At 71.0% G+C, this 26302-nt stretch carries 23 protein-coding genes and 1 pseudogene; 4 read left to right on the top strand and 20 right to left on the bottom strand.

The window, feature by feature from the left end:
• Positions 1 to 189 precede the first annotated feature (189 nt).
• From nuoN to ACZ3YL_RS13460, 16 genes are all read right to left on the bottom strand, one after another.
• A complete protein-coding gene (gene nuoN, locus ACZ3YL_RS13385; RefSeq protein WP_188309219.1) occupies positions 190 to 1827 on the bottom strand; it encodes an NADH-quinone oxidoreductase subunit NuoN in 1638 nt (545 codons plus the stop codon).
• Positions 1824 to 3443 (bottom strand): NADH-quinone oxidoreductase subunit M, encoded by a 1620-nt coding sequence (locus tag ACZ3YL_RS13390; protein ID WP_188309220.1) that lies wholly within the window; start codon positions 3441 to 3443, stop codon positions 1824 to 1826. The genes nuoN and ACZ3YL_RS13390 overlap by 4 nt, the downstream gene beginning before the upstream one ends.
• A 34-nt stretch (positions 3444 to 3477) precedes the next feature.
• Positions 3478 to 5373 (bottom strand): NADH-quinone oxidoreductase subunit L, encoded by a 1896-nt coding sequence (nuoL, locus tag ACZ3YL_RS13395; RefSeq protein WP_465657192.1) that lies wholly within the window; start codon positions 5371 to 5373, stop codon positions 3478 to 3480.
• 14 nt (positions 5374 to 5387) lie between these two features.
• On the bottom strand, positions 5388 to 5687 hold the full coding sequence (nuoK, locus tag ACZ3YL_RS13400; RefSeq protein WP_188309222.1) for an NADH-quinone oxidoreductase subunit NuoK: 300 nt from the start codon (positions 5685 to 5687) through the stop codon (positions 5388 to 5390).
• Complete coding sequence (locus ACZ3YL_RS13405) at positions 5684 to 6649, bottom strand: NADH-quinone oxidoreductase subunit J (RefSeq protein ID WP_188309223.1); 966 nt, start codon at positions 6647 to 6649, stop codon at positions 5684 to 5686. Before ACZ3YL_RS13405 ends, nuoK begins: the two co-directional genes overlap by 4 nt.
• Positions 6646 to 7248, bottom strand: coding sequence for an NADH-quinone oxidoreductase subunit NuoI (gene nuoI, locus ACZ3YL_RS13410; RefSeq protein WP_465657194.1), 603 nt, complete (start codon positions 7246 to 7248; stop codon positions 6646 to 6648). The genes ACZ3YL_RS13405 and nuoI overlap by 4 nt, the downstream gene beginning before the upstream one ends.
• 6 nt (positions 7249 to 7254) lie before the next feature.
• The gene (gene nuoH / locus ACZ3YL_RS13415) at positions 7255 to 8610 is read right to left on the bottom strand and encodes an NADH-quinone oxidoreductase subunit NuoH (RefSeq protein WP_465657196.1); all 1356 of its coding nucleotides are present in this window, start codon (positions 8608 to 8610) and stop codon (positions 7255 to 7257) included.
• Positions 8607 to 11111 (bottom strand): NADH-quinone oxidoreductase subunit G, encoded by a 2505-nt coding sequence (locus tag ACZ3YL_RS13420; protein ID WP_465657197.1) that lies wholly within the window; start codon positions 11109 to 11111, stop codon positions 8607 to 8609. The genes nuoH and ACZ3YL_RS13420 overlap by 4 nt, the downstream gene beginning before the upstream one ends.
• Complete coding sequence (gene nuoF, locus ACZ3YL_RS13425; RefSeq protein ID WP_188306785.1) at positions 11108 to 12469, bottom strand: NADH-quinone oxidoreductase subunit NuoF; 1362 nt, start codon at positions 12467 to 12469, stop codon at positions 11108 to 11110. Before nuoF ends, ACZ3YL_RS13420 begins: the two co-directional genes overlap by 4 nt.
• Entirely contained in the window at positions 12469 to 13278 is an 810-nt protein-coding gene (gene nuoE / locus ACZ3YL_RS13430; protein ID WP_465657200.1) for an NADH-quinone oxidoreductase subunit NuoE, read from the bottom strand. The genes nuoF and nuoE overlap by 1 nt, the downstream gene beginning before the upstream one ends.
• The gene (locus tag ACZ3YL_RS13435; protein ID WP_188306787.1) at positions 13275 to 14639 is read right to left on the bottom strand and encodes an NADH-quinone oxidoreductase subunit D; all 1365 of its coding nucleotides are present in this window, start codon (positions 14637 to 14639) and stop codon (positions 13275 to 13277) included. Before ACZ3YL_RS13435 ends, nuoE begins: the two co-directional genes overlap by 4 nt.
• The gene (locus ACZ3YL_RS13440; RefSeq protein ID WP_465657204.1) at positions 14639 to 15352 is read right to left on the bottom strand and encodes an NADH-quinone oxidoreductase subunit C; all 714 of its coding nucleotides are present in this window, start codon (positions 15350 to 15352) and stop codon (positions 14639 to 14641) included. Before ACZ3YL_RS13440 ends, ACZ3YL_RS13435 begins: the two co-directional genes overlap by 1 nt.
• Positions 15349 to 15903 carry a NuoB/complex I 20 kDa subunit family protein gene (locus ACZ3YL_RS13445; RefSeq protein ID WP_030286559.1) on the bottom strand — a complete coding sequence of 185 codons (555 nt, stop codon included), beginning with the start codon at positions 15901 to 15903 and terminating at the stop codon, positions 15349 to 15351. The genes ACZ3YL_RS13440 and ACZ3YL_RS13445 overlap by 4 nt, the downstream gene beginning before the upstream one ends.
• A gap of 149 nt (positions 15904 to 16052) precedes the next feature.
• On the bottom strand, positions 16053 to 16412 hold the full coding sequence (locus ACZ3YL_RS13450; RefSeq protein WP_188306789.1) for an NADH-quinone oxidoreductase subunit A: 360 nt from the start codon (positions 16410 to 16412) through the stop codon (positions 16053 to 16055).
• An 833-nt stretch (positions 16413 to 17245) separates the two neighbouring features.
• On the bottom strand, positions 17246 to 17941 hold the full coding sequence (locus ACZ3YL_RS13455) for a response regulator (protein ID WP_465657208.1): 696 nt from the start codon (positions 17939 to 17941) through the stop codon (positions 17246 to 17248).
• The gene (locus ACZ3YL_RS13460) at positions 17938 to 19059 is read right to left on the bottom strand and encodes a sensor histidine kinase (RefSeq protein WP_465657210.1); all 1122 of its coding nucleotides are present in this window, start codon (positions 19057 to 19059) and stop codon (positions 17938 to 17940) included. The genes ACZ3YL_RS13455 and ACZ3YL_RS13460 overlap by 4 nt, the downstream gene beginning before the upstream one ends.
• Before the next feature lie 200 nt (positions 19060 to 19259).
• Between ACZ3YL_RS13460 and ACZ3YL_RS13465 the strand changes: the two genes are divergently transcribed.
• Positions 19260 to 19835, top strand: coding sequence for a hypothetical protein (locus tag ACZ3YL_RS13465; RefSeq protein WP_223242327.1), 576 nt, complete (start codon positions 19260 to 19262; stop codon positions 19833 to 19835).
• Between the two features lie 129 nt (positions 19836 to 19964).
• On the opposite strand, the pseudogene ACZ3YL_RS13470 reads toward ACZ3YL_RS13465, so the two are convergent.
• Positions 19965 to 20807: pseudogene (locus ACZ3YL_RS13470) on the bottom strand (DMT family transporter); the annotation flags it as partial.
• 176 nt (positions 20808 to 20983) lie between these two features.
• On the bottom strand, positions 20984 to 21649 hold the full coding sequence (locus ACZ3YL_RS13475; RefSeq protein ID WP_465657212.1) for a CatB-related O-acetyltransferase: 666 nt from the start codon (positions 21647 to 21649) through the stop codon (positions 20984 to 20986).
• A 94-nt stretch (positions 21650 to 21743) separates the two neighbouring features.
• On the opposite strand from ACZ3YL_RS13475, the gene ACZ3YL_RS13480 reads away from it, so the two are divergent.
• The 3 genes from ACZ3YL_RS13480 to ACZ3YL_RS13490 all read left to right on the top strand — a co-directional run bounded on the left by ACZ3YL_RS13480 (position 21744) and on the right by ACZ3YL_RS13490 (position 23878).
• Positions 21744 to 22484, top strand: a complete 741-nt coding sequence (locus ACZ3YL_RS13480) for a TetR/AcrR family transcriptional regulator (protein WP_465657215.1) — start codon at positions 21744 to 21746, stop codon at positions 22482 to 22484.
• A 184-nt stretch (positions 22485 to 22668) separates the two neighbouring features.
• Positions 22669 to 23379 (top strand): peptidylprolyl isomerase, encoded by a 711-nt coding sequence (locus tag ACZ3YL_RS13485; RefSeq protein ID WP_223242329.1) that lies wholly within the window; start codon positions 22669 to 22671, stop codon positions 23377 to 23379.
• Positions 23380 to 23470: 91 nt separating this feature from the next.
• The gene (locus ACZ3YL_RS13490) at positions 23471 to 23878 is read left to right on the top strand and encodes a MazG-like family protein (protein WP_465657218.1); all 408 of its coding nucleotides are present in this window, start codon (positions 23471 to 23473) and stop codon (positions 23876 to 23878) included.
• A gap of 89 nt (positions 23879 to 23967) precedes the next feature.
• Here the strand turns inward: ACZ3YL_RS13490 and ACZ3YL_RS13495 are convergent, their stop codons facing one another.
• Together ACZ3YL_RS13495 and ACZ3YL_RS13500 are read right to left on the bottom strand one after the other, a co-directional pair.
• The gene (locus tag ACZ3YL_RS13495; RefSeq protein ID WP_188305154.1) at positions 23968 to 25257 is read right to left on the bottom strand and encodes a geranylgeranyl reductase family protein; all 1290 of its coding nucleotides are present in this window, start codon (positions 25255 to 25257) and stop codon (positions 23968 to 23970) included.
• 274 nt (positions 25258 to 25531) lie between these two features.
• Complete coding sequence (locus tag ACZ3YL_RS13500; RefSeq protein ID WP_188305147.1) at positions 25532 to 26227, bottom strand: demethylmenaquinone methyltransferase; 696 nt, start codon at positions 26225 to 26227, stop codon at positions 25532 to 25534.
• Positions 26228 to 26302 lie beyond the last annotated feature (75 nt).

Raw genomic sequence — 26302 nt, forward strand, 5'->3', positions numbered from 1 at the left:
GTCTCCGCGGGCCATGCGGCGGTGGGGGCGAATTCCTCTGGAAACAACGGCTGGAGATCGGCCCGGACTTCCGGACCGACCTCCAGCGGACCGACCCGCGCCGCTCGGCGCGCGCATCGGCACGCGCGTCGGTGCGCGCATCGCCACGCCGCGCACCGGTGCGCGGACCAGTGCCGCGAATGCCGCGAATCAGTAGGCGAACAGCGAGGCCTTGGACGCGAGGTCCAGGAAGTACTGCGGCAGCAGGCCCAGACCCAGCGTGACCAGCACCCCCACCCCGATCGCGGTCGCCGTGAAGGCGCTCGGGACCGCCACCGTCGGACCGCCCGGCTGCGGGTCGGAGAAGAACATCAGCACGATCACCCGGATGTAGAAGAACGCGGCCACCGCCGAACTCAGCACACCGACGATCACCAGCGGTGTGGCCCCGCCGGCCGCCGCCGCCTGGAACACCGCGAACTTCCCGGTGAACCCGGAGGTCAGCGGGATCCCGGCGAAGGCCAGCAGGAACAGCGCGAACACCGCCGCCACCAGCGGTGAACGCCGCCCCAGCCCCGCCCAGCTGGACAGGTGGGTCGCCTCGCCCTTGGAGTCGCGCACCAGGGTGACCACGGCGAAGGCGCCGAGCGTCACGAAGGAGTACGCCGCCAGGTAGAACAGCACCGAGGACAGCCCCTGCTTGTTGACGGCGATCACCCCGGTCAGGATGAACCCGGCGTGCGCGACCGAGGAGTACGCCAGCAGCCGCTTGACGTCCTGCTGGGTCACCGCCAGCACCGCGCCCACCACCATGGTCAGGATCGCCACGCCCCACAGCACCGGCCGCCAGTCCAGCCGCAGGCCCGGGAAGGCCACGTAGAACAGTCGCAGGAACGCGCCGAACGCCGCCACCTTGGTGGCCGAGGCCATGAAGCCGGTCACCGGGGTCGGCGCGCCCTGGTAGACGTCCGGGGTCCAGGAGTGGAACGGCACCGCGCCGACCTTGAACAGCAGGCCCACCGCCAGCATCGCCAGGCCGGCCAGCAGCAGCACGTCGCTCTGGGTGCTGCTGAGCTGCGCCGGGGTGGTCATCGCCTTGCCGGAGATGACGTCCGCGATGTCGCCGAGTTTCACGCTGCCGGCGTAGCCGTACAGCAGCGCCGTGCCGAACAGGAAGAACGCCGAGGCGAAGGCGCCGAGCAGGAAGTACTTGACCGCCGCCTCCTGGGAGAGCAGCCGGCGGCGCCGGGCCAGCGCGCAGAGCAGGTACAGCGGGAGGGAGAAGACCTCCAGCGCCACGAACATGGTCAGCAGGTCGTTGGCGGACGGGAAGAGCAGCATCCCGCCGACCGCGAACATGGTCAGCGGGAAGACCTCGGTGGTGGTGAAGCCGGCCCGGACCGCGGCCCGCTCCTGCTCCCCGCCGGGGGTGGCGGAGGCCTGGGCGGCGAAGGCGTCGGCGGGCAGGCCGCCGGCCTTGGGCTCCAGCCGGCGCTCCGCGTAGGTCAGCACCGTCACCACGGCGACCAGCAGGATCACGCCTTGCAGGAACAGCGCCGGGCCGTCCAGCGCGACCGACTCCATGGCCAGCAGGTCGATCCGCGGCGCGCCGTGGCCCTGCGCGGCCAGCACCACCACGGCGGCGAAGGCGCCGGCCAGCGCGACCAGGGCGAGGGTGACCTGGGTCCAGTGCCGCAGCCGGCGCGGGACGAACGCCTCGACCAGGACGCCGGCCACGGCGGCGGCAAACACCACCAGCATCGGGGAGAGTTGGCCGTACTCGATGTGCGGGGACGGGATGCTCGGGGTGTTGCCGCCGGCGGCGGCGAGCACTGCGGTGACACTCACTTCTGCTCACCTCCTGAGGTGGCGGCGACCGGGTGGGCCGGCGCCGGGTCGGTCCGGTGGACCTGCGAGAGCGTCGCGTCCACCGAGGGGTTCACCAGGTCGGTGAGCGGCTTGGGGTAGACGCCGAGCAGCACGGTCAGCGCCACCAGCGGCGCCACCACGGCGAGTTCGCGGACCTTGAGGTCGGGCATCGCGCGCACGCCCTCCTTCACCGGGCCGGTCATGGTGCGCTGGTACAGCAGCAGGGCGTACAGCGCGGCCAGCACGATGCCGAAGGTGGCGACGATCCCGATCGCCGGGTAGCGGGTGAAGGTACCCACCAGCACCAGGAACTCGCTGACGAACGGGGCCAGCCCCGGCAGCGACAGGGTGGCCAGGCTGCCGATCAGGAACGTCCCGGCGAGCACCGGGGCGACCTTCTGCACACCGCCGTAGTCGGCGATCAGCCGCGAGCCGCGACGCGAGATCAGGAAGCCGGCCACCAGCATCCACGCGGCGGTGGAGAGGCCGTGGTTGACCATGTAGAGGGTCGCGCCGCTCTGGCCCTGGCTGGTCAGGGCGAAGATGCCCATGATGATGAAGCCGAAGTGCGAGATCGAGGCGTAGGCGACCAGCCGCTTGATGTCCTTCTGGCCGACCGCCAGCAGCGCCCCGTAGACGATCCCGATCAGCGACAGGACCAGGATCGCCGGGGCGAAGGTCTTCGAGGCGTCCGGGAACAGCCCGAGGCAGAAGCGCAGCATCGCGAAGGTGCCGACCTTGTCCACCACGGCGGTGATCAGCACGGCGGTGCCGGCCGTCGCCTCGCCCATCGCGTTCGGCAGCCAGGTGTGCAGCGGCCACAGCGGGGCCTTCACCGCGAAGGCGAAGAAGAAGCCCAGGAACAGCGCGTCCTGGGCGGTGCCGGACAGCTTCAGGCTGCCGTCGGCGACCGCGCCGGTGAGGGTCCGCAGGTCGAAGGTGCCGAGGCCCTGGTCCTGGGCGATCACGTACAGGCCGATCACCGCGGCCAGCATCACCAGGCCGCCGAGCAGGTTGTACAGCAGGAACTTGACGGCCGCGTAGGAGCGCTGACGCGCCGACTCCGGGCCGCCGGCCCGGTCGCCGAAGCCGCCGATCAGGAAGTACATCGGGATCAGCATGGCTTCGAAGAACACGTAGAACAGGAAGACATCGGTGGCGTAGAAGGAGACGATCACCATCGCCTCCACCGCCAGGATCAGGGCGAAGAAGGCCTGGGTGCGGCGCCTGTTCTCGAAGGTGCCGTCCGGCGCGGCGGGGCCCGGGTCGGCGTCGTGCCAGGAGGCCAGCATCACCATCGGCACCAGGACGGCCGTCAGCAGGGCCAGCACCGCACCGATGCCGTCCACGCCGAGCGAGAAGGTGATGCCGAAGGAACGGATCCAGCTGTACGACTCGGTCAGCTGGTAGCGGGCGCCGTGCGGGTCGAACCGCAGCGCCACCACGGCGGCCAGCGCCAGGGTGACGGCCGAGACGCCCAGCGCGACGGCCTTGGTGGTGCGGCGCCGGGCCTCGGTCGAGCCGGCCGGCAGCGCGGCGGTCAGCACCGCACCGGCCGCCGGGACGGCGCAGGTGACGGTCAGCAGCACACTCATGGCCTGGCCTCCCGACGCGTTTCAGGACGAGTCATCACACGGACCTCATCAGGAGAGTCGAGGCGACCAGCACCAGCGTGCCGCCGAACATGGAGAGCGCGTACGAGCGGACGAAACCGTTCTGGACCCGCCGCAGCCGGCCGGACAGGCCACCGATGAGGGCGGCCAGGCCGTTGACGAAGCCGTCCAGGCCGCGGCTGTCGAAGTAGACCAGGGTCGCGGTGAGCGCCGAGCCCGGCCGCACCAGCACGGCGTGGTTGAAGTCGTCCTGCAGCAGGTCGCGGCGGGCGGCCCGGGTGAGCGGGGAGCCGACCGGCGGCACCACCGGGACGGGCGAGCGCCCGTACATCGCGTACGACAGCCCGACGCCGGCCAGCATGCAGGCGGTGGTCAGCCCGGTGACGGTCCAGGAACCGAGCGGCGAGTTGCCCTCGCTGTGCCCGGTGACCGGCTCCAGCCACCTCAGGAAGGAGTTGTTGTAGACGAACAGCCCGCCCGCGAACACCGAGCCGAAGGACAGCAGGACCATCGGGATCACCATGGTCCTCGGCGACTCGTGCGGGTGCGGGAGGTCGCCCTTCGCGTCCGGCTGCCAGCGCTTCTCGCCGAAGAAGGTCAGCAGCATCACCCGGGTCATGTAGAACGCGGTGACGGCCGCGCCGACCAGCGCGCACAGGCCGAGGATCCAACCCTCGGTGCCGCCCTTGGCGAAGGCCGCCTCGATGATCTTGTCCTTGGAGAAGAAGCCGGACAGGCCCGGGAAGCCGATGATGGCGAGGTAGCCCAGGCCGAAGGTGGCGAAGGTCCACGGCAGGTACTTCCGCAGGCCGCCGTAGTGACGCATGTCCACCTCGTCGTCCATGCCGTGCATGACCGACCCGGCGCCGAGGAACAGCCCGGCCTTGAAGAAGCCGTGGGTCACCAGGTGCATGATCGCGAAGGCGTAGCCGATCGGGCCCAGCCCGGCCGCCATCACCATGTAGCCGATCTGCGACATGGTCGAACCGGCCAGCGCCTTCTTGATGTCGTCCTTGGCACACCCGACGATCGCACCGAACAGCAGCGTCACCACGCCGACCACCACCACGGCGGTCTGGGCGTCCGGCGCCAGGTTGAAGATCGCCGAGGAGCGGGTGATCAGGTAGACGCCGGCCGTCACCATGGTGGCCGCGTGGATCAGGGCCGAGACCGGGGTCGGGCCCTCCATCGCGTCCCCGAGCCAGGACTGCAACGGCACCTGCGCCGACTTGCCGCACGCGGCCAGCAGCAGCATCAGGCCGATCGCCGTCAGCTTGCCCTCGCTCGCCTGGTGTGCCCCGTCGAAGACCGGGGTGAAGGCGAAGGAGCCGAACTCGGCGAACATCAGCATGATCGCGATCGACAGGCCCATGTCGCCGACCCGGTTGACGATGAAGGCCTTCTTGGCCGCCGTCGCCGCGCTCGGCTTGTGCTGCCAAAAGCCGATCAGCAGGTACGAGGCCAGCCCCACACCCTCCCAACCGGCGTACAGCAGGAGGTAGTTGTCCGCGAGCACCAGCAGCAGCATGGCGGCCAGGAACAGGTTCAGATACGCGAAGAAGCGGCGCCTGCGCTCGTCGTGCGCCATGTAGCCCACCGAGTACAGGTGGATCAGCGTGCCGACACCCGTGATCAGTAGCACGAAGGTCATCGACAACTGGTCGAGCCGGAACGAGACGTCGGCCTGGAAGCCGTTCACCGACACCCAGCTGAACAGGTGCTCGGTCACCGCCCGGTGCTCGGCGCTCCGGCCCAGCATGTCCGAGAACAACGCCAGGCCGAAGCCGAACGAGAGCGCGGCGAGCGCGGTGGCCAGCCAGTGGCCGAACCGGTCGAATGCCCGGCCGCCCAGGAGCAGCAGGGCGGCACCGGCCAGCGGGGCCGCCACCAGCAGCGGAATGAGAGAGTTCACCGAGGGCCCTCCGCCTACAGCTTCATCAGGTTGCTGTCGTCGACCGAAGCGGAGTGCCTGGTCCGGAAGATGGAGACGATGATGGCGAGGCCGACCACGACCTCGGCCGCCGCGACCACCATCGTGAAGAACGCGATGATCTGACCGTCCAGGGTCCCGTGCAGCCGGGAGAACGTCACCAGCGCCAGGTTCGAGGCGTTCAGCATCAGCTCCACGCACATGAACAGCACGATCGCGTTGCGCCGGATCAGCACCCCGGACGCGCCGATGGTGAACAACAGGGCTGACAGGTAGAGGTAGTTGACCGGGTTCACTCCGCGCCCTCCTTGCCGGCCGCGTGATCGGTACCGCCGTTGCCGTTGCCATTGCCGTTGCCGTTGCCGGTGTCGCCGTTGCCGTTGGCACGGGCGTTGGCACGGGCGTTGGCCGGCGCCAGGGACTTGCGCACAGCCGCCACCGCCGGCCGCTCCGAGGACGGACGGCCCAGCCAGTCCGCCGTGCTGTTCTCCAACTCCGCCATCCGCCGGAGCATCGCCTGGCTGACGTCCCGGACCTGACCGCGCTCGCGCAGCGTCGCCATCACCGAGTCCTCGGCGACCGTGCCGTCTGGCAGCAGCGCCGGGACGTCCACCGCGTTGTGCCGCGCGTACACACCCGGCGCCGGCATCGGCGGCACCTGGATGTTGTCCCGCACCCGCTGCTCCGCCAGCTCGCGCTGGGTCTTCGGCGCCTTCACGTGCTCCCGGTGGGTCAGCACCATCGCGCCGATCGCCGCGGTGATCAGCAGCGCGCCGGTGACCTCGAAGGCCCACACGTACCGGGTGAAGATCAGCCGGGCCAGACCCGGCACATTGCCCTCGGCGTTCGCCTCGGCCAGCCCGGTGAAGTGGTCCAGCTTCGCAGCGGCGATCCCCGCGATCAGCAGCACCCCGAAGCCCAGCCCGCACAGCACCGCCGCGAACCGCTGGCCCTTCAGCTGCTCCTTCAGGGAGTCCTCGCTGGTCACGCCGACCAGCATCACCACGAACAGGAACAGCATCATGATCGCGCCGGTGTACACCACGATCTGCACCACGCCCAGGAACACCGCGCCCTGGGCCATGTAACAGACCGCCAGCGCCAGCATCGTCGCCGCCAGGCACAGCGCGCTGTGCACCGCCTTGCGCATCAGCAGCATGCCCAGCGCGCCACCGACCGCGATCACCGCGAGCACCCAGAACTGGACGGCCTCACCCGTGGAGGTCGTCCCGCTCGCCGCCGCCAGCTGTGCGATCACTGCCGCACCTCCTTGTCCCGGTCGGTGCGCTCCTGCTGGACCGTCCCCGGCGCCGCCGCGGTGATCTCGCCCCGGTAGTACGCGCCCTCGTCGGTGCCCGGGAAGATCTCGTGCGGGGTGTCCACCATGCCCTCGGACAGGCCCACCAGCAGCTGCTCCTTGGTGAAGATCAGGTCCTTGCGGGAGGAGTCGGCCAGCTCGTAGTCGTTGGTCATGGTCAGCGCCCTGGTCGGGCAGGCCTCGATGCACAGCCCGCACAGGATGCAGCGGGCGTAGTTGATCTGGTACACCACGCCGTAGCGCTCACCCGGCGAGTAGCGCTCCTCGTCCCGGTTGTCCGCGCCCTCCACGTAGATCGCGTCGGCCGGGCAGGCCCACGCGCACAACTCGCAGCCGACGCACTTCTCCAGGCCGTCCGGATGCCGGTTCAGCTGGTGGCGGCCGTGGAAACGCGGAGCGGTGGGCTTCTTCTGCTCCGGGTACTGCTCGGTGAGCCGCTTCTTGAACATGGCCTTGAAGGTCACGCCGAAGCCGGCGGCCGGACCGAGGATCGACGGCCGGTCGGCCCGCTCGGGCCGGCCCGTCTGGTCGGACTCCATCTCGGATCAGCTCCCTTCGGAATGGTCGGCCCCGTTGAGGGCGTCCTGGAGTTGCTTCGGAGCACGGCTCGGCCGGCGCGGCACCGGCGGGAGCACCTGACCGGGCAGCGGCGGCACCGGGTACCCGCCCGCCATCGGGTCGAACTCTCCCCCAGCCCTCGGCCGGGAGGTGCCCCCACCCGGTGGCGGCTGTTCTTCCTCCGGCTGCTTCTTCAGGAAGTCCCGGACCAGCACCAGCAGCAGGACCGCGCCGACCGGCGCCCCCACGTACAGCACCACCGAACCGGAGCCGTACCCCTCGTTGCGCAGCGCCCGCACGCTCGCGATCAGCACCAGCCACACCAGCGAGACCGGGATCAGCACCTTCCAGCCCAGCTTCATGAACTGGTCGTAGCGCAGCCGGGGCAGCGTGCCGCGCAGCCAGATGAAGAAGAACAGCAGCAACTGGATCTTCAGCGTGATCCACAGCATCGGCCACCAGCCGTGGTTGGCGCCCTCCCAGAACGTCGACACCGGCCACGGGGCCCGCCAACCGCCCAGGAACAGGGTCGAGGCCACCGCCGAGACCGTCACCATGTTGACGTACTCGGCCAGCATGAACATCGCGAACTTCAGCGAGGAGTACTCGGTGTTGAAGCCGCCCACCAGCTCGCCCTCGGCCTCCGGAAGGTCGAACGGCGCCCGGTTGGTCTCACCGACCATCGCGATGACGTACACGATGAACGACACCGGCAGCAGCACCGCGAACCACCTCGGCTGCTGGTGCGCCACGATCTCCGAGGTCGACATCGACCCCGAGTAGACGAACACCGCCGCGAAGGACAGGCCCATCGCGATCTCGTAGCTGATCATCTGCGCGGCCGACCGCACCCCGCCCAGCAGCGGATACGTCGAACCCGACGACCAGCCCGCCAGCACGATCCCGTAGATGCCCACCGAGGCCGTCGCCAGCACGTACAGCAGCGCCACCGGGAAGTCCGTCAGCTGCAACGGCGTCCGGGTCCCGAAGATCGACACCTCGTCGCCGGGCGGACCGAACGGGATCACCGCGAAGGCCATGAACGCCGGGATCGCGCAGACGATCGGCGCCAGGATGTAGACCACCTTGTCCGCGCCCTTGACCACCAGGTCTTCCTTCAGCGCCAGCTTCACGCCGTCCGCCAGCGACTGCAGCAGACCCCACGGCCCGTGCCGGTTCGGCCCGATGCGCAACTGCATCCAGGCCACCACCTTGCGCTCCCAGACGATCGCGACCAGCACCGTCAGCAGCAGGAACGCGAAGCAGAACACCGCCTTCAGCAGCACCAGCCACCACGGGTCCTGGCCGAAGAAGTGCAGCGTCTCGTACGGCTTCGGAGTCATCGGACCTCCCCTTCCCGGGCCCCGCCCTCGACGACGACCGGCGCGAGCTCCGCCGCGGCGATCGTCACCAGGTGGCCGACGGTCGTACCGAGCGCGCGGTGGGCGCCGCCCGGCGTGGAGTTGAGCGGGATCCAGACCGTACGGTCCGGGACCGAGTCGGTGACCTCCAGCGGCAGCGTCAGCGAACCGGCCGGACCGGTCAGCCGCAGCGCCCCCGCCGCACCGGCGTCGATCTCCTTCGCGGTCGCCGCCGACACCCGGGCCACCGCCCGGTGCCGCGTCCCCGCCAGATGCGGATCGCCGTCCTGCAGCGACCCCTCGTCCAGCAGCAGACGCCAACCCGCCAGCACCGCCTGGCCGGTGGCCGGCCGCGGCAGCACCCCCGGGTGCGCCGCCGGATCCGCCGCGCGGTCACCCCGCCACGGCTCGAAGCGGTCCAGCTCCAGCCGGGCCGCCCGCACGTCCGCCAGACCCAGCCGGTGGCCCAGCGCGTCCGCCAGCATCTCCAGCACCCGTAGGTCGGACCAGAGATGACGGCCCATCTGCTGGTCCGGCTTCAGCGCGGCCTCGAACATCCGCACCCGGCCCTCCCAGTCCAGGAAGGTGCCCGCCTTCTCCGCCACCGCCGCCACCGGCAGCACCACATCGGCCCGCTCGGTCACCGCCGACGGCCGCAGCTCCAGCGACACCACGAACGGCACCGCCGCCAACGCCTCCCCGGCCAACGCCGGATCCGGCAGGTCGCCCGGATCCACCCCGCCGACCAGCAGCGCGTCCAGATCACCCCGCGCCGCCGCGGTCAGGATCTGACCGGTGTCCCGGCCCGGACGCGACGGCAGCTCCGCCACCCCCCAGACCGCGGCCGCCTCCGCCCGCGCCGCCACCGCCGCCACCGGACGGCCACCCGGCAACAGACCCGGCAGCGCACCCGCCTCCACCGCGCCCCGCTCCCCCGCCCGGCGCGGCACCCAGGCCAACGCGGCCCCGGTCGCGTGCGCCAGCCGCAGCACCGCCGTCAACGCGCCCGGCACCGACGCCAGCCGCTCACCCGCCAGGATCACCGCACCCGGCTGCCGCAGCAGCTCGGCCGCCCGCCCCGCGTCGTCGTTCAACGGCTCGTCCGCCGCCAGCGCGGCGAACCACTCCGGCTCGGTGCCCGGCGCCGCCGGCAGCAGCGAACCGCGCAGCTTCACCAGCCCCCGGGAGGCGAACGCCCCCACCGAGAACACCTTCAGGCCCCTCGCCCGGTTCGCTTTGCGCAGCCGCAGGAAGACGATCGGCGACTCCTCCTCCGGCTCGAAACCCGCCAGCAGCACCGTCGGCGCCTGCTCCAGCCGCTCGTAGCTCAGGCCCGTGCCGTCCACGTCCACCCCGCGCCCGGCGACCGCCGCGGCCAGGAAGTCCGCCTCCTCACCGCTGTGCGGCCGGGCCCGGAAGTCCACGTCATTGGTGCCCAGCACCACCCGGGCGAACTTCGCGTACGCGTACGCGTCCTCCACCGTCACCCGGCCACCGGCCAGCACCCCCGTACGGGCCCCGCGCAGCCCCTCCGCCGCCCGGGCCAGCGCCTCCGGCCAGGACACCGGCACCAGCTCGCCGTCCACCCGCACCAGCGGGGCCGTCAGCCGGTCCCGCCGCTGGGCGTAGCGGAACGCGAACCGGCCCTTGTCACAGTTCCACTCCTCGTTCACCGCCGGGTCCTCACCCGCCAGCCGGCGCAGCACCTTGCCCCGCCGGTGGTCGGTGCGCTGCGCGCAGCCCGCCGAACAGTGCTCGCACACGCTCGGCGAGGACACCAGGTCGAAGGGGCGCGAGCGGAACCGATACGCCGCCGAGGTCAGCGCGCCCACCGGGCAGATCTGGATGGTGTTCCCGGAGAAGTACGACTCGAAGTCGTCCCCCTCCCCGGTGCCCACCTGCTGCAGCGCCCCGCGCTCCACCAGGTCGATGAACGGGTCCCCGGCGATCTGCTGCGAGAAGCGGGTGCAGCGCGCGCACAGCACGCAGCGCTCCCGGTCCAGCAGCACCTGGCTGCTGATCGGCAGCGGCTTCGGGTAGGTGCGCTTCATCCCCTCGAACCGGGAGTCCGCCGCGCCGCTGCTCATCGCCTGGTTCTGCAACGGGCACTCGCCGCCCTTGTCGCAGACCGGGCAGTCCAGCGGGTGGTTGATCAGCAGCAGCTCCATCACGCCGCGCTGCGCCTTCTCGGCCACCGGCGAACTCACCTGGGTGCGCACCACCATGCCCTCGGCGACCGGGATGGTGCAGGAGGCGACCGGCTTGCGCTGGCCCTCGACCTCCACGATGCACTGCCGGCACGCGCCGGCCGGATCCAGCAGCGGATGGTCGCAGAAGCGCGGGATCTGGGTGCCGATCGTCTCGGCGGCCCGGATCACCAAGGTGCCCTTGGGGACCTTCACTTCGACGCCGTCGATGGTGAGCGTGACCAGTTCGACCGCGGTGTCGTCGTTCTTGGAGGCGGTTGGCTCAGTGATCGTCACGCGTGCACCTCCCTCTCGGTGGCGGACTGGTGGCCGGGGCGGGGGCCGTCGGCCCAGACGGTGGAGGCGGCCGGGTCGAACGGGCAGCGGCGCTCGGCCAGGTGCTGCTCGTACTCGGCGCGGAAGTGCTGGAGCGAGGAGACGATCGGACTCGCCGCGCCGTCGCCCAGCGCGCAGAAGGACTTGCCGTTGATGTTGTCGGCGATGTCGAGGAGCTTCTCCAGGTCACCCTCGACGCCGCCGCCCGCCTCGATCCGCTTCAGCAGCTGGACCAGCCAGTAGGTGCCCTCCCGGCAGGGGGTGCACTTGCCGCAGGACTCGTGGGCGTAGAACTCCGTCCAGCGGGTGACCGCCCGCACCACGCAGGTGGTCTCGTCGAAGACCTGCAGCGCCTTGGTGCCCAGCATCGAACCGGCCGCGCCGACGCCCTCGTAGTCCAGCGGGACGTCCAGGTGCTCGTCGGTGAACATCGGGGTGGAGGAGCCGCCCGGGGTCCAGAACTTCAGCCGGTGCCCGGCCCGCACGCCGCCGCTGAGGTCCAGCAGCTGGCGCAGCGTGACGCCCAGCGGGGCTTCGTACTGGCCCGGATTGGTGACGTGGCCGGAGAGCGAGTACAGGGTGAAACCCGGGGACTTCTCGGTGCCCAGGCTCTTGAACCACTCCTTGCCCCGGGCCAGGATCGGCGGCACCGAGGCGATCGACTCGACGTTGTTGACCACCGTCGGGCAGGCGTACAGACCGGCGATCGCCGGGAACGGGGGCCGCAGCCTCGGCTGGCCGCGCCGGCCCTCCAGCGAGTCCAGCAGCGCCGTCTCCTCGCCGCAGATGTACGCGCCGGCGCCGGCGTGCACGGTGATGTCCAGGTTCACCCCGGAGCCCAGGACGTTCCGGCCCAGCAGCCCCGCCTCGTACGCCTCGGCCACCGCCGCGTGCAGCCGGCGCAGCACCGGGACGACCTCGCCGCGCAGGTAGATGAAGGCGTGGTCGCAGCGGATCGCGTAGGAGGCGATCACCATGCCCTCGATCAGCGCGTGCGGGTTGGCGAACAGCAGCGGGATGTCCTTGCAGGTGCCCGGCTCGGACTCGTCCGCGTTGACCACCAGGTAGTGCGGCTTGCCGTCGTTCTGCGGGATGAACTGCCACTTCATCCCGGTGGGGAAGCCGGCGCCGCCGCGGCCGCGCAGCCCGGAGTCCTTGACCAGGGCGATCACGTCGTCCGGGGGCATCGCGAGGGCCGCCTTGAGGCCCTCGTAGCCGTGGTGGCGGCGGTAGGTGGCCAGCGTCCAGGGGCGGCTGTCGTCCCAGGAGTCGGACAGGACGGGGGTGAGCAGCTTCTCGGCCGGCTCGGCGGAGGTCATCACGCTTCGGTCCCTTCCTGGCCGGCGCCGTGGGCTTCGGTGCCGGTGCCGGTGCCGTGGGCTTCGGTGCCGGTGCCCGTGCCTTCGTGGCGGGGGGCGACCACCTTGGTGCCGCCGGTGCCGGGCAAGACCTCGCCGCGGGCCAGCCGCAGACCGGCCAGCGAGGGGGCACCGCCGGCGCCGGACTCGTCGTTGGCCCCGGGGCGCTCGTCGGGGAAGCCCGCCAGGATCCGGGCGGTCTCCTTGAAGCCGCACAGCCGGGCGCCACGGGTGGGCCGCACCTCGCGGCCGGCCCGCAGGTCGTCGACCAGTCGCCGGGCGCTCTGCGGGGTCTGGTCGTCGAAGAACTCCCAGTTGACCATCACCACGGGGGCGTAGTCGCAGGCGGCGTTGCACTCGATGTGCTCGATCGAGATCTCGCCGTCCTCGGTGGTCTCGTTGTTGCCGACGCCCAGGTGCTCCTGCAGCTCGGCGAAGATCTGGTCGCCGCCGAGCACCGCGCACAGGGTGTTGGTGCACACCCCGACGTGGTACTTCCCGGCCGGACGCCGCCGGTACATCGTGTAGAAGGTGGCGACGGCGGTGACCTCGGCGGTGGTGAGGTCCAACTGCTCGGCGCAGAACCGGATCCCGGTCGGGCTGACGAAGCCCTCCTCGGCCTGCACCAGGTGCAGCAGCGGCAGCAGCGCCGAACGGGCCTGGGGGTAGCGGCCGATCAGCTCGGCGGCTTCCTCGGCCAGCCGGGCGCGCACCTCCTCCGGATAGGGCGGAGCCGGCAGCGCCGGCAGTCCCAGTTCGACGTTGGTCACCGGTCCACGCCTCCCATCACCGGGTCGATCCCGGCCACCGCGACGATCACGTCGGCCACCTGGCCGCCCTCGCACATCGCCGCCATCGACTGCAGATTGGTGAACGACGGATCCCGGAAGTGGACCCGGTACGGGCGCGTCCCGCCGTCGCTGACCACGTGCACGCCCAGCTCGCCCTTCGGCGACTCGACCGCCGCGTACGCCTGGCCGACCGGGACCCGGAAGCCCTCGGTGACCAGCTTGAAGTGGTGGATCAGGGCCTCCATCGAGGTACCCATGATCTTGCGGATGTGGTCGAGCGAGTTGCCCATCCCGTCCGGGCCGACGGCCAGTTGGGCCGGCCAGGCGATCTTCTTGTCGGCCACCATGACCGGGCCCGGCCGCAGCCGGTCCAGGCACTGCTCGACGATCCCCAGCGACTGCTTCATCTCCTCCAGGCGGATCAGGAAGCGGCCGTAGGAGTCGGCGGTGTCGGCGGTCGCGACCTCGAAGTCGTAGTCCTGGTAACCGCAGTACGGGTCCGTCTTGCGCAGGTCGTGCGGCAGGCCGGCGGCGCGCAGGATCGGGCCGGTGGCGCCGAGGGCCAGGCAGCCGGCCAGGTCCAGGAAGCCGACGTCGACCAGGCGGGCCTTGAACACCGGGTTGCCGGTGGCGAGTTTGTCGTACTCGTGCATCCGGGAACGGAAGGTGCGCACCGCCTCCCGGATCTGGTCCACGGCACCGGGCGGCAGGTCCTGGGCGAGGCCGCCGGGGCGCACGTACGCGTGGTTCATCCGCAGACCGGTGACCAGCTCGAAGACGTCCAGGATCAGCTCGCGGTCCCGGAAGCCGTAGATCATCAGGGTGGTGGAGCCGATCTCCATGCCGCCGGTGGCCAGACAGACCAGGTGCGAGGCGATCCGGTTGAGCTCCATCATCATCACCCGGATGACGTTGGCCCGGTCCGGGACGTCGTCGGTGATGCCGAGCAGCTTCTCGACCGCCAGGCAGTAGGCGGTCTCGTTGAACAGCGGGGTCAGGTAGTCCATGCGGGTCACGAAGGTGGTGCCCTGGACCCAGCTGCGGAACTCCATGTTCTTCTCGATGCCGGTGTGGAGGTAGCCGATGCCGCAGCGGGCCTCCTTCACCGTCTCGCCGTCGATCTCCAGGATCAGCCGCAGCACGCCGTGGGTGGACGGGTGCTGGGGGCCCATGTTGACGATGATGCGCTCGTCGTCGGCCCGGCCGAGCGCTTCGACCACCTCGCCCCAGTCGCCACCGGTGACGGTGAAGACCCGGCCCTCGGTGGTGTCGCGGGCCTGCGCCTCCTCCGCCCCGTCCTGGGCCGGTCCGTGGGCGCCTTCGTAGTGCTGAGTGTCCATCAGCTGTACGACCTCCGCTGGTCGGGTGCCGGGATCTGGGCGCCCTTGTACTCGACGGGGATGCCGCCGAGCGGGTAGTCCTTGCGCTGCGGGTGGCCCAGCCAGTCGTCCGGCATCATGATCCGGGTGAGCGCCGGGTGACCGTCGAAGACCAGGCCGAAGAAGTCGTAGGCCTCGCGCTCGTGCCAGTCGTTGGTCGGGTAGACGCTCACCACCGAGGGGATGCGCGGGTCGGCGTCCGGCGCGGTGACCTCCAGCCGGATCAGCCGGCCGTGGGTGATCGAGCGCAGGTGGTAGACCGCGTGCAGCTCACGGCCCTTGTCGCCGGGGTAGTGCACGCCGCTCACGCCCAGGCACAGTTCGAAGCGCAGCGCCGGGTCGTCGCGCAGGATGCGCACCGCCTTCAGGAGGTGGACGCGGTCGAGGTGGAAGGTCAGCTCGCCGCGGTCGACCACGGTCCTCTCGATGACCTCGGCCGGGTCCAGGCCCTGCTCCTCCAGGGCGCCCTCGAACTCGTCGGCGACCTCGTCGAACCAACCGCCGTACGGGCGTTCACTCGGACCGGGCAGCACGATCGGGGCGGCCAGCCCGCCGAAACCGGAGGTGTCGCCGGTGCCCTGGGCGCCGAACATGCCCTGGCGGCGGCCGACCACCTCGACCGGGATCTCGCGGACCGGCTGCTCGCGGCGGGTCTCGGGTACCTGCTCGTTCATCGCAGCTGCCCCCGCATCTCGCTGACCGGGGTGGCCTTGAGGGCGAGGGCCTCGCCGAGCTCCTCGGCCCGGCGCCGGTTCACGCCCAGCGGCTCGTGCTGGATCTTGTCGTGCAGCTTCAGGATGGCGTCCATCAGCATCTCCGGGCGGGGCGGGCAACCGGGCAGGTAGATGTCCACCGGGACGATGTGGTCGACGCCCTGGACGATCGCGTAGTTGTTGAACATCCCGCCGGAGGAGGCGCAGACGCCCATCGAGATGACCCACTTCGGGTTGGCCATCTGGTCGTACACCTGGCGCAGCACCGGGGCCATCTTCTGACTCACCCGGCCCGCCACGATCATCAGATCGGCCTGCCGGGGGGAGCCCCGGAAGACCTCCATGCCGAACCGGGCCAGGTCGTAACGGCCGGCGCCGGTGGTCATCATCTCGATCGCGCAGCAGGCCAGACCGAAGGTGGCCGGGAAGAGTGACGCCTTGCGCACCCAACCGGCGGCCGTCTCCACGGTCGTGAGCAGAAAACCGCTCGGCAGCTTCTCCTCGATTCCCATCAGATCCCTCTCAATGCCCTCAAGTCCTCTGGTACGTCCGGCGGGGTGTCCGACGGTGCGCCCGGGAGCGCCCGGCGGCGCCCCGGGGAACGTCCGGCCCGTTCGAGCTTGTCCACTCGTTCACAAGGGGCGGCGGCGCCACCCCCGGCTCAGTCCCACTCCAGGCCGCCGCGGCGCCAGACGTAGGCGTACGCGACGAAGACGGTGGCGATGAACAGGAGCATCTCGACCAACCCGAAGATCCCCAGGGAGTCGAAGGTCACCGCCCAGGGGTAGAGGAAGACGATCTCGATGTCGAAGACGATGAAGAGCATCGCCGTCAGGTAGTACTTGATCGGGAACCGACCGCCGCCCACGGGCTGCGGGGTCGGCTCGATGCCGCACTCGTACGCCTCCAACTTGGCCCGGTTGTAGCGCTTGGGGCCAGTGAGTGAGGCCATCACGACGGAACCGACCGCGAACGCCGCCGCGATGGCACCGAGTACGAGGATCGGCGCGTAGGCATTCATAGCCTCCGCTCCCTCCGTCCAGTCGTCCTTGACTGCAGATCGGAACCAGCGGGTCACGCTGAGGTGAACCCGCGTTCCAGTTCCCGGGATCCACCTCATGTGAGGCAGTTCACAAAGCCTGGAACGAGCGCATCCTATGCCCGGTGGCTTGTGATCTGCGACACGCAGTTCATCGTCATCTTTGTGATCTACGCCACCATGTGAATGGTGGCGAATGTGAACATGCCCAGAGTTGTCAACGCAAAGGAGTCAAATGGTCACAAGCAGTCGCATTTATCTTTGAAGCGGCTGGTCAGGGGTGCGTTTCTATATCAACTATGCTCCGTTGATGGCAAATTTCTGGGCGCCATGTTGACGTGTTATAGCGGCTCACTCGGAGGGGTGGTGGGGGGATGAACGCTTGCTTGACCCTTTGTTCACAAGCGCGCGAAGTCGTGTTGGGGTCTCCTTCCCCCTCCCCCTCCCCGCCCGCCGCCCGCCGCCCGCCGCCCGCCGCCCGCCGCCCGCCGCCCGCCGCCCGCCGCCCGCGCCAGGATTGCCCACCTGCCGCCGGTGTCACCTGCGCTGGGCCGGCCGGTCCCAGCGCGGAGCTGCTGCGCGCTCGCAGCTCCGGCAGCATGTGGGCCCCTGGGGGCCTGCCCTTCGCCCTCCTCCTCGCCCTCCGCCTCCGCGGCTCTGCCTCCCGTTGCGGGCAGGCCCGACTTCCCTTCCCGGCGCGACCCTCACAGTCCTGGGCCCGCCTCCACCTGCGCCCTGCATCCCTCTCTTCCTCGGGCCTCGCCCTTGCGCGGGCCGCCTACGCTGTTCCGCTCTCGCCTGCGGATCAGGGCCGGTTACCGGTTACCGACTGCCTGTTCCCACACCCAGGCCGCGACGCCCACCCGGTTACGGGCACCGAGCTTGCGCTGGATGTTGGCGAGGTGGTTCTTCACCGTTCCCGGTGAGATGAAGAGCCCGGCGCCGATCTCGGCGTTGGTCGCTCCGTCGGCCACCAACTCAGCAATCTCCCTTTCTCTCTCGGTCAGTTCCTCCACCGGGCCGGCTATCAACGGGCCCGGAGCGCCTGCCCCGATCGCGGGACCGGGCATCGGCGTGGAGTCCGAGAGCGCCATGTGCCGCAGCAGTCGGACAGTGATCTGCGGGCTGATCAACGCATCCCCGGCCATCGCCGCCCGAACGGCCTCGATCAGCAGGACCGGCCCCGAGCGCTTCAGCAGGAAGCCCGCCGCACCATTCCGCAAGGCCGTGTGCACGTACTCGTCCAGGTCGAAGGTGGTCACCACGATCACCTTGCATTGACCGGCCAGTTGCCGGGTGACCTCCAGTCCGTCGAGCTTCGGCATCCGGATGTCCGCGAGCACCACGTCCGGCCGCAGCCTCCTCGCCTCCTCCACCGCCGCGGCTCCGTTCGCCGCTTCGGCCACCACCACCATGTCCGGCTGGACGTCCAGAATCATCCGGAACGCGCTGCGGACGTCTGCCTGATCATCGGCGACCAGGATCCGAATCGGCCCCGCACTGCTGCTCATCCGCTCTGCTCCCCTGCGCCCGCACTGGTCCTCATCAGGGCTCCCGGCTGCTCCGGGCCCTCCTGCCCTGCCAACGGCAGCCTCGCCGTCACCCGCCAGGCCTCCTGCTCATAGGCGCCGGCCTCGAAAGTGCCGCCCAGCGCCTCCACCCGCGCGGCCAGCCCCGGCAGTCCGCTCCCGCCGCCTCGGCGGGGACGTCCGGCCGGACCTGGCGCCCGGCCGTCGTTCGTCACGGTCAGCTCCAGCCACCCGCCGACACGGCGTGCCCGGACATCGATCCGATGAGCGCTCTGAGCGTGCCGGCGAACGTTGGTCAGTGCCTCGACCACGATCCGGTGGACCGTCCCACCCACTTCCCTCGGCACCGGCTGGTCCGGCAGCTCCAGCCGGACCTCCGCGCCGCCCGAGGCGGTGAACCGCTCTGCCACCTCGGCGAGTTCCGAGAGCCCCGGCTGTGGGCTGCGCCCAGTCCCCTCCTCCGTGCGCAGCAGCTGGACCGTCCGATCCAGCGATGCCAGGGCCCGCTGTCCGGCCTGCTCTATCCGTTCGAACATGGCGACGGCTCGAGCCGGGTCGACCGAGGCCAGATAGGCGCCTGCCTGGGCCTGGGCGACCATCCCGCTCACATCGTGTGCCACGAAGTCGTGGAGGTCGTGGGCCAGTTCGAGTCGCTGCGCACGCCTCGCCTCGACCACCGCCCGCTTGCGTCCCTCGTCCAGGCCCCGCAGGTAGAGGCCGATCAGGACCGTCGGCAGCGAGAGCATCGAACCGAACCCGAAGACCGTGAGCATGTCCCCCGGCCCTTCGATGAACGCGAACCGCGTCAGCCAGAGGGCAACCGCTCCGCAGGCCGTCCAGGCCGCCGCCGCGCACCGCGGCCCGTCCTCGGTGCGCAGGCTGATGACCACCGACAGCAGCAGGACGGCCAGTTCGACCAGCCCCAACAGCCCGGCCCAGCGGTCTCCCTCCGCCCAGCGGCCGAGGAGCCAGACCGCGATCGTGACCGCGATCGACGCAACCCCGAGGACCATGGCCACGGCCGCTACCCCGTGGCGCCCTCGCACCAACCAGGCCGGCAGCACCAGGATCAGGACCACCCCGGCCGGAATCTGCGTCATCGTCACCGCCTCCTCGACTCTTCGACTGCCGTCACACTACGGCGGCGTCCGAGCGGTACGCCTGTGCCGATCGGCATATTTCAAATGCCGGTTGAGCAGGAGGAACAGCCCGATCGGCATCTGCCGCGAGCCCTGGTGGACCTCCAGTCTTGAGACATCGCACCGGCCACGGAGGCCGGAGCCGAAGGGAGTCCACCACCATGTCGAAGCTCGCGATCAACCCGGGTAGCACCGCGCACCGGACCGCGACCACTCTCCCGGCCGTCCCGCCCGCCCCGCGCTGGGCCCAGCTCGCCGCCAAGGCCGCCGCCCTCAGCACCGTTCCCTCGGGGCTGTGGCGGATCGCCTTCGGCTTCGGCCTCCCGGCCGGTTTCACCGGAGCGACGGCCGCGGCGTACGCCGCCCACCAGCCGGGCTGGGGCACGGTCTACTGCGTGGCGCTGAGCTGCCTGGCCGAAGCCCTGGCCTTCCTGACCGTCGGCCTGGTGCGCCCCTGGGGGCTGGTGGCTCCACGCCGGATCCCGCTGATAGGCGGCCGTCGGATTCCGCCGCTCACCGCGATCGTCCCGGCTCTGCTGGGCTCAGTGGCGCTCACGATCCTCGGCATGGAGGGGCTGTTCGGCCGCTGGGCCCACAACCTGGCCGAGCCGGACTCGCCGCGGGGCGCTGCCGCCGTCGTGATGACGCTCGCCTATCTGCCCCTGGTCGCCTGGGGCCCGCTGCTGGGCGCGGTCACTGTCGACTACGCCCGCCGGACGCTGCGGCGGCGCCGATGATCGGCGCGACAGGTCACACCGGGGCCGGCTCCGGGCTCGCCCCCTCCGTGTCGGGCGCGTCCTCACCGCGCCACTGGCCGGGCGCGGCGCGGGAGCGGCGCGCCGGCCCCACTCGGTCGCGACCAGTACCAGGGCTCCGCCGAGCAGGGCGAGCGGGCCCATCCGGTTCCCGGCGAGGGTGATGCCGAAGACGGCGGCCCACAGGGGTTCGGTGCCGAGCAGCAGGCTCACCCGGGACGGCGAGGTGGCCCGGACAGCCCACATCTGGACGAAGAAGGCGAACAGGGTGCAGAACAAGGACAGGTGCAACAGCCAGGCCCACTGGCCGGCTCCGTACGAGAGCGCGACGCTCCACGGGCTGGGCCCGACGGCCAGCGCGACGACCGTGAACACCGCGGTGGCAACCGCGAGTTGGACCCAGGTGACGGCGAGCATGTCGGTGTTGCGGATGGCCCGGGTGCGGGCCATGGCGAGGACGTACGCCGAGCGGACCAGGGCGGCGCCCAGCACCAGCAGGTCGCCGAGCGTCGGGGGGCGCAGCCCGCCGTCGCCGGTGAGCAGGGCGACGCCGAGGACGGCCAGCCCGGCGGCCGCGAGGAAGGCGCGCGGTGGTGCGGTGCGGCCGAGGGCGCTCTCGCCGAGCGGGGTGAGCACCATGGCGAGACTGATGATGAGCCCGGCATTGGTGGCGGAGGTGTGTACGGCGCCGTAGGTCTCCAGCAGGAAGATCCCGCTGAGGACCAGGCCCAGTGCGGCGCCGCCGAGCCACTCGGCGCGGCTCAGCTTCCGCAGGGCCCGCCAGGCGGCCAGTCCGAGCAATGGCAGCACCAGCCCGAAGCGCAGGACGAGCATCGCCACGACCGTCTCCGGCTCGGCCACCCGCTGGACGGCGAGGAAGCTCGACCCCCACACCACTGCCACGAGCAGGACCGGCAGATCACGAAGAACCGATGAGGACGAGGAGGCAGACATGAGGAAGATCCCTCCGAGCGAACGGAACCGGCGGGTGCGAGGACCGTACGGCGTCGGACGGACCCAGGAGCTGGGCGTGTGGCTCAGCGGCGGACGGGGTGAGGGATGGAGCAAGGGTGCGCCATCTTCGCGCACCGGCCCGCCGGTGATCAATGCCCCTGCCAGGTGCCGGCGGGTCAGGAGGCGAGCAAACCGTTCGTCTCGGCGATGGCCTCGATGTCGGCTGGGGTGCCGGACATGATGGCGCGGACATGCTCGGTGACGAGTTCGACCGGCCAGTCCCACCAGGCGGCGCGGAGCAGGCGATCGATGTCGGCGTCATCGAAGCGACGCCGGATCGGACGGGCGGGGTTACCGCCGACGATCGTGTAGGGCTCGACGTCGGCGGTGACCACCGCGCCGGCCGCAATGATCGCTCCGTCGCCGATCCGAACCCCAGGCAGGACGGTGGCGCCGAAACCGAACCAGACGTCGTTGCCGACCACGGTGTCGCCACGGCTGGGCAGGCCCGTGACGATGTCGAGGGTCTGCTCGGTCCAGCTGCCGCCGAACATCGTGAAGGGGAAGGTGGACACGCCGATGGCCGGGTGGGCGGCCCCGGCCATCAGGAAGCGGGTTCCGGTGGCGACCGCGCAGTACTTGCCGATCACCAAGTGCTCAGGGCCGTAGGTGTAGAGGACGTTGCGCTCCTCGAAGTGGGTGGCTCCGTCAGGGTCGTCGAAGTAGGTGTACTCGCCGACCTCGATCCTCGGATCGGTGACGAGCGGGCGCAGCAGGACCACTCGGTCGTGGCCGGCGAGCGGGTGGAGAGCGGTCGGGTCGGGGATGGCACAGGTGGTCACGCGAGCTCCTCTCGTAATGCGACCAAAGTCGCATTACGATGAGCATGGCACGACCACCACCCCACAGCAAGCACTAATGCGACTGGAGTCGACTTTGAGCGAGGCTTCCCGCCCCGACCAGCAGCCCCGTACGCCGACCCCGCGCCCGGGCGGCCGCAGCACCCGGGTCCGCGCGGACGTGGTCGCCGCCACGCTCGCCGAAGTCACGGAGAAGGGCTACGACGGACTCACCGCCGAGGCGGTCGCGGCGCGGTCCGGCGTCCACAAGGCCACCCTCTACCGGCGCTGGGGCGGGGTGGACGGCCTGGTCGCGGATGCCCTGACCGCCTCCGCCGACCAGCCCTGGCCCCTGCCCGACACCGGAGACCTCCAGCAGGACCTCCGCCAGATAACCCAGGAGGTGTTCAGCGTCTTCACCGACCCCGAACGGGGCCTCACGCCCACCGCGCTGATCTCTGCCGCCCAGCGTTCCGACATCGGCGCGGCCGCCCTGCGCGACTTCTTCGCGGCCCGCCACCGCCAGGCCGCCGAAGTGGCCCAACGGGCGGTCGCCCGCGGCGAGTTGCCCGTCGAAACGGACGGCGCCGAGGTGGTCCGGGCCGCCACCGCCCCGCTCTACTACCGGCTGTTCGTCACCGGCGAGCCCCTGGACGCCCGCACCGCCGAAAGGGCCGCCGACGCCGCCGCCCTGGCCGCCCGCGCCGGGCTGTTCATGTCCACCCCGCCAGGCACCGACCCTGGCACCGACGCCAACCTCAACCCCAGCCCCGACCTCAACACCGACCCCAACACCGAAGCCGAACCCGGCACCGCGCCGAACACCCCCGCCCCATAGGGCTCGCACCACACCCCCAAGCCCCACCCCAAGCCCACCCCGGGACCCGGCAACCACCAGAGGCCCGACCCCGCCCAGCGCGGCCCCAATACCCCCTCGCATCCCCTTACTTCCCCTCATGCCAAAGGAGCCTCGACCGCCCCAACCCCTACCGGAGACCCACCCGGCCGTGGATGATGCCTCCATGACAAGCACGCCGTCCACCACCCCCCGGAAGGCCCGTCACATGAAGCGCAAGCACTGGGCGCTGGTCGCCGCCGCCACCGTCCTCCCGCTCGCGGCGAGCACCGGCACGGCCGTTGCGGCCCCCTCCGGCGCCGCCCCCGCCCAGAGCGCGGCCTGCACTTACACACCCGCCGTCCCGGCCGACAACTTCAAGGGCATCCCGGTCTTCGACGCGGAGAAGGCCGCCCGCCCCTACAGCGCGACCCTGCGGACCAATCAGGGCCCGATCACCTTCGAGGCACTGACCGACAAGGCGCCCTGCACCACCTTCTCGTTCCGATTCCTCGCCGAGCACGACTATTTCGACCGCAGCCACTGCCACCGCCTCACCACCCAGCGGATCTACGTCCTGCAGTGCGGCGACCCGACCGGGACGGGCAGCGGCGGTCCGGGCTACTCCTTCCCGGACGAGAACCTGACCGGCGCCACCTACCCTGCCGGCACCGTGGCGATGGCCAACGCCGGTCCGAACACCAACGGCAGCCAGTTCTTCATCGTCTGGAAGGACACCAAGCTCTCCCCCGCCTACACCCCGTTCGGCCGGGTCACGGCCGGCCTGGACGTCCTGCAGAAGATCGCCGCCGCCGGCGAGGACGACCAGAACGGTCCCGGCGACGGTTACCCCAACGTCCCCGTGAACATCCGCCACGTGAAGATCAGCAAGCACTGACCGACGGGCGGGCCGCGAACCGCCCGACCCCGCGCCCGTCGCCGCTCCCGTACGGTGGCAGCACCACCGACACCGCAGGGAGCAGCACCGCATGGACAGCCGGATCTGGGAGAGCGTCGACCACCTGGTCGCATGGCTGGACGAGCACACTACCCAGACGCCGCAGGAGGAGCGCCTGCTGCGGCTCCTCAAGCTCTCCGAGGAGGTCGGTGAGGTCGGCGCGGCGGTGATCGGGGCAACCGGCCAGAACCCGCGCAAGGGTGTCACCCACACCTGGGAGGACGTCCAGCACGAGCTCTGCGACGTCGTCTTCAGCGCCCTCGTCGCCCTCCGGACGCTCACCCCCGACGCGGCCCGGGTGTTCGCCGAGCGGCTCGCCTACGTCGAGCAGCGCTCGGACGCCTCCCGCTCGGACGCCTCCCGCAACACAGCGGAGCGGGAGGCGTCCCCGGGTGCAGCCCCGGAGGCCACACCCGAGACGGCCCCCGAAGCCCGCTAGACACCGTCCCGCAGCAAGCGCCGGACCTCACCGCGCCACATGTTGGGCAGGCGTCACGCGGTTGGCAGGCGCCACCCGTTCGGGAGGCGTCACGCGTTGGGCGCGACCTTCGCCAGCCCGTTGATCAGGCGGTCCATCGCGTCGCCGCCCTGCGGGTCGGTGAGGTTGGCGAGGAGCTTGAGGGTGAAGCGCATCAGCAGCGGCCGGGGCAGGCCGTGCTGGGCGGCGAGCTGCATCACCTTGGGGTTGCCGATGAGCTTCACGAAGGCGCGGCCGAGCGTGTAGTAGCCGCCGTACACGTCCTTGAGGATGCGCGGGTACGCGTGCAGGGCGCGCTCGCGGCCGCCCTCGGTGACGCGGGCGTGGGCCTGCACGATGACGCCGGCGGCGATCTGGCCGGATTCCATCGCGTAGGCGATGCCCTCGCCGTTGAACGGGTTGACCATGCCGCCCGCGTCGCCGACGAGCAGCAGGCCGCGGGTGTAGTGCGGCTGCCGGTTGAAGGCCATCGGCAGGGCGGCGCCGCGGATCGGTTCGGTCATGTTCTCGGGGGTGTAGCCCCACTCGGCCGGCATGCTGGCGCACCAGGCCTTGAGCACCTCGCGCCAGTCGAGTTCGCCGAACGCGGGCGAGGAGTTGAGGATGCCGAGGCCGACGTTGGAGGTGCCGTCGCCCATGCCGAAGACCCAGCCGTAGCCGGGCAGCAGCTTGCGCTGGCTGTCGCGGGTGTCCCACAGCTCCAGCCAGGACTCCAGGTAGTCGTCGTCGTGGCGGGGCGAGTTGAAGTAGGTGCGGTAGGCGACGCCCATCGGACGGTCCTCGCGGCGGTGCAGGCCCATGGCGAGGGAGAGCCGGGTGGAGTTGCCGTCGGCGGCGACCACCAGCGGGGCCCGGAAGGTGACGGGCCGCTTCTCCTCGCCGAGCTTGGCGGTGACGCCGACGATCCGGCCGGTGCGCTCGTCCAGGACCGGCCCGCTGACGTTGCAGCGCTCGTAGAGCCGGGCGCCGGCCTTCTCGGCCTGACGGGCGAGCAGTTCGTCGAAGTCGGCGCGCTTGCGGACCAGGCCGTAGTCGGGGAAGGAGGCCAGCTCGGGCCAGTCCAGCTCCAGCCGGACGCCGCCGCCGATGATGCGCAGGCCCTTGTTGTGCAGCCAGCCGTTCTCGGTGGAGACGTCGATGCCCATGTCCACCAGCTGCTTGGTGGCGCGCGGGGTGAGGCCGTCGCCGCAGACCTTCTCGCGCGGGAAGGCGGTCTTCTCCAGCAGCAGCACGTCCAGCCCGGCCTGGGCGAGGTAGTACGCGGTCGTGGAGCCGGCCGGGCCCGCGCCGACCACGATGACGTCGGCGGTGCTCTCGACCGTGCTGTCCGGCTTCGTCAGATCGGCTGCGGTCTCGGACACGTGGACACACTCCTGGAGCTGCGGCGGGGGGATGGCGGCTTTTGTCTCCGGCAGTCTAGTTCCGCTCACGCCGCCGGAACCCCCCGCCGCCGGAACCCCGCGCCCCATGCAGGAGCCGCCTCCGCCCAACGGCCCCACCGCCGCGGCGGAACCCGCATCGCACCGCGCCCTGGCCGAACCCGCATCGCACCGCGCCCCGGCCGAACCCGCATCACACCGCCCGGCCGGAGTCCCCGCCGCCCCCGCCACCCGGCTACGCCTGCTTGTACCCGCGGTGCAGCGCGACGATCCCGCCGGTCAGGTTCCGCCAGGCGACCTTCGACCAGCCGTTCTCCTGCATCCGGGCGGCCAGCGCGGGCTGGTCCGGCCAGACCCGGATGGACTCGGCGAGGTAGACGTACGCGTCCGGGTTGCTGCTGACGGCGGTGGCGACCGGGGGCAGCGCGCGCATCAGGTACTCGGTGTAGACCGTGCGGAACGGCGTCCAGGTCGGTGTGGAGAACTCGCAGATCACCAGCTTGCCGCCGGGCTTGGTGACCCGGTGCATCTCGCGCAGCGCCGCGTCGGTCTCCTGGACGTTGCGCAGCGCGAAGGAGATCGTCACCGAGTCGAAGGTGTCGTCGGCGAACGGGAGCCGGGTGGCGTCGCCGGCGGTGAGCGGCAGTTCGGGGTGGCGGTGCTTGCCCTCGGTGAGCATGCCGACCGAGAAGTCGCACGGGACGACCTTGGCCCCGGCCTCGGCGAAGGGCAGCGAGGAGGTGCCGGTGCCGGCTCCGAGGTCGAGCACGAGGTCCCCGGGTCCGGCGGCCACCGCCTCGGCCACCGCCCGGCGCCAGGCACGGGCCTGGCCGAGGGAGAGCACATCGTTGGTGAGGTCGTACTTGGCCGCGACGTCGTCGAACATGGCGGCGACTTCGTGCGGCTGCTTGTCCAGGGAGGCTCGGGTCACGCCCCCCATTGTTCACCCTGTGACGGACACCCCGACCCACGGGGCGCACCAGTCGGCCCGCCGGAAGGTCCGATC

This window comes from Kitasatospora sp. NPDC023176, from assembly GCF_055560495.1.